This is a genomic window from Deinococcota bacterium, assembly GCA_030858465.1.
GTDB lineage: Bacteria > Deinococcota > Deinococci > Deinococcales > Trueperaceae > JALZLY01.
The window spans coordinates 1-3365 of record JALZLY010000149.1 but is presented as its reverse complement, the minus strand read 5'-3'; the positions used below and the strand labels follow the sequence as shown (position 1 = coordinate 3365).

4 protein-coding genes are annotated in these 3365 nt (G+C 65.0%); 3 read left to right on the top strand and 1 reads right to left on the bottom strand.

Annotated elements, in window-relative coordinates; all coding sequences use genetic code 11:
* Positions 1–600: hypothetical protein (locus M3498_07060; protein ID MDQ3459042.1), on the top strand; the 600-nt coding region annotated here is incomplete at its 5' end.
* Between the two features lie 40 nt (positions 601–640).
* Here the strand turns inward: M3498_07060 and ruvC are convergent.
* Positions 641–1162, bottom strand: a complete 522-nt coding sequence (ruvC, locus tag M3498_07055) for a crossover junction endodeoxyribonuclease RuvC (protein ID MDQ3459041.1) — start codon at positions 1160–1162, stop codon at positions 641–643.
* A gap of 454 nt (positions 1163–1616) precedes the next feature.
* On the opposite strand from ruvC, the gene glnA reads away from it, so the two are divergent.
* Positions 1617–2954 (top strand): type I glutamate--ammonia ligase, encoded by a 1338-nt coding sequence (gene glnA / locus M3498_07050; protein MDQ3459040.1) that lies wholly within the window; start codon positions 1617–1619, stop codon positions 2952–2954.
* 197 nt (positions 2955–3151) lie between these two features.
* Positions 3152–3365: ABC transporter substrate-binding protein (locus tag M3498_07045; GenBank protein MDQ3459039.1), on the top strand; the 214-nt coding region annotated here is incomplete at its 3' end.

Sequence of the window (3365 nt, the reverse complement as noted above, 5' to 3'; positions counted from 1 at the left end):
GAGCACTGGTTCCTGGACGAGCCCCTCGCCGACGCCATGCGCGGCGCCGGGGCGGACGAGGGCGAGGCCCGGAGGGGGCTCCTGCTCAGCCGGCTGCTGCTCCGTCACCAGGCGGCGCGGGGCGAGGCCCTGGCGGCCAGGGCGCCCAAGGACGGCGCGGCGCATCTCCTCGAGGCGGTCCTGGCCGACCCGCTGGCCCGCGACTTTCTCATGATCAACACCCACCAAGGTGTGGACTACTTCGACAAGGCGGCCTTCGAGGCGCTCTGCCTGGCCTTCTTCGTCCTGCCGCGGCCTGTGGCGACGGATCCTGTGGCGACGGCCGCCGACGACCCCCTCCTCGCGGCCGCCCTGCTCGCCGAGCTGCGCGCCGCCCAGGCCGCCTCGGCTTACCGCGTGGCGGGCCTGACGGCTTACTTTGGCGAAGCCGCGGCTGACAGCACCGAAGCCGGCGACCCCGAAGCCGGCGACCCTGAAGCGGCCCCTGATGGCAGCGCCGAAGCGGAAAGCCGTCAGGCCACCGAGCCCGAAGAAGCGCTCGAGGAAGCCGCCGAGCTCGAAGACGAGGCTGACGGAAGAGCCAAGCGCCCGCGGGATTGAGCGGCCGTGGCTGGCAGGAGACGAGGGCGCATGCGCCCGCTCAGCGCAGCGTCAGCGACTGGAGCTGCCGGAAGCTGAGGTGGGTCAGCGCCAAGGCCAGCGCGTCGGCGACGTGGTGGCTCTCGGGCGTCTCCTTCAGGCTGAGCAGCGCCCTGACCATATAGGCCACCTGCGCCTTGTTGGCCTGGCCCGTGCCGACGAGCGCCTGCTTGACCTGCATGGGGCCGTACTCGAAGATCGCTACGTCCTCCTCCTGAGCGGCCAGGAGGCAGACGCCCAGGGCCTGGCCGACCTTGAAGGCGACGCCGAGCTGCCGGTGAAAGTACTGCCCCTCGACCGCCAGGGCGTCGGGCCGGTGGAGCCGCAAAAACTGCCGAACCCGGCTGTAGAGGTGGATCAGCCGCTCGCCCTGCGCCATGCTCGCGTCCGTGCGGACGAGTTCGCAGCCCAAGAGCGCCGTGTCGCGCCCGCTGCGTCTGATCGCACCCAGGCCCATGTTGGCCAGGCCGGGATCCAGGCCGGCGACGACCAAACTTTCGGAGTGTTGCGTCCGACCTTTCACCTTCGGGTCACCTTGGCGAAGCCCTTCCATTGACGAAGCCCTTCCAGTCGAGTTCTTTGCTCGCTCCTGCCAGCTTACGCCGGTCGGCCGCGGCGCCACGTGAACCGCTCGACATTGGCACCTCACGGTGCAAGTTTGCAACCCTGCCGAGCCCGGCTTCGAGCAGCCCAAGAAACGGCGTAGCCGCCAAACGGCAAGGGAGGGCTACGGGAGTCTGGCCGTGCTCGAGCAGCTAGACTCACGCTGCCGTGTTCGCGGCGTTCGACTGCAATCGACCTTGTGTCCAGAAATGCTTGTTTAGCGACCCTGCCAAAAGGTTATTTTGTCATAGTGTCACACAGAGTACGCTATACCGCCACTATCCTCTTTACAACTGGGCGAGCAGGGCTTAGACTCGAGCCTAGTTGTCACTCGGCGAGGAAGACGGCCCTGTGACGATACTTTGGAGGGTGTTATGACCAAGGCCGAGATTCTAACGACGCTCAGAAGCGAAGACGTGAAGTTCCTGCGTCTGCAGTTCATCGACATCCTGGGCAACAACAAGAACGTCGAGGTGCCGGCCTCGCAGTTCGAAAAGGCGCTCGACGGCGAGATCATGTTTGACGGCTCGTCGATCCAGGGTTTTACCCGCATCGAAGAGTCGGACATGCTCTTAAAACCCGACTACGACACCTTCAGGGTCTTTCCGATCTTCGGCGAGGAGGTGTCCGAGCGGGGTCGCGTCGCCCGGCTCATCTGCGACATCGCCCTGCCCAACGACGAGCCTTTCGAGGGCGACCCGCGCTACGTCCTGCGCCGCGTCATCGAGAAGGCTCAAGGCATGGGCTTCAGCGCTCTCAACGCCGGCCCCGAGGCGGAATTCTTCCTCTTTGAGATGGGACCCAACCGCTTTCCGTCGCTGACCACCCACGACTCCGCGGGCTATTTCGACCTGGCGCCCATGGACCGCGCCGAGCCCGCCCGCCGCGACATCGTCAACTACCTGGGGCAGATGGGCTTCGAGGTCGAGGCCGCCCACCACGAGGTCGCCATCGGCCAGCACGAGATCGACTTCAAGTACGCCGACGCGCTAACGACCGCCGACAACATCGCCACCTTCCGCTTCGTGGTGCGGCGCGTGGCGCAGAAGTACGGGCTTCACGCCACCTTCATGCCCAAGCCCATCGCCGGCATCAACGGCTCGGGCATGCACACCCACTTGAGTCTCTTCAGGGGCGGCGACAACGCCTTTTTCAACCCCGACGGTAGGGACCAGCTGAGCGAGACGGCGCTCTGCTTTATCGGCGGACTCCTCGAGCACGCCTCCGCCTTTGTGGCCATCACCAACCCGCTGGTCAACTCCTACAAGCGCCTGGTGCCCGGCTACGAGGCGCCCACCAACATCGCTTGGAGCGCCGCCAACCGCAGCGCCATGATCCGCATTCCGGCGCGGCGGGGCCCTAGCACCCGCGCTGAGCTGCGCATGCCCGACCCGGCGGCCAACCCTTATCTGGCCTTGGCGGTGATGTTCGGCGCCGGTTTGGACGGCATCGAGACCACCCTCATGCCGCCGCCCGCCATCCAGAAGAACATCTTCCACATGAGTATCCGCGACAAGCGCCGCCACAAGATCAAGGAGCTGCCCGGCACCCTGAACCTGGCAGTGGACGCGCTCGAGAAGAGCCGCTTCGTGCGGGGCGTCTTAGGCGACCACATCTTCGCGCACTACATAGAGGCCAAGCGCCTCGAGTGGGAGGACTACAAGATGCAGGTCCACGCCTGGGAGGTCGAGCGCTACCTGACCAGCTACTAGGCGACCACCTGCTAGCCTGCGCACGCTGGGCCGGGCACCACCTCGGCCCTATTGCTGACCTTGTCACTGATCCTTGTCACTGATCCTTTGATGAAGGACGGCTCATCCGCCGCCGTTGACGGAGGCTGGCTGCGACGGTTATGATGCTCTTGCAATATCACATTTTGGCTTTTCAGCCACGCTTTACAGGAGGAACCATGAAGAGACTTAGCTTTGTTCTGGCAATCGCGCTATTGGGCCTTGCGTCCGCGCAGGAGCCCATCCGCATCGGGGTCAACCTCGAGCTCTCCGGCCGCTTTGCCACTATCGGCACGACAACACTTCAGGGTATCGAAACAGCAAGATCACAGGTGGGGACTGTGCTAGGACGTCCCATTGAACTGAGTATTTGTGACAACGCCACCACCATTG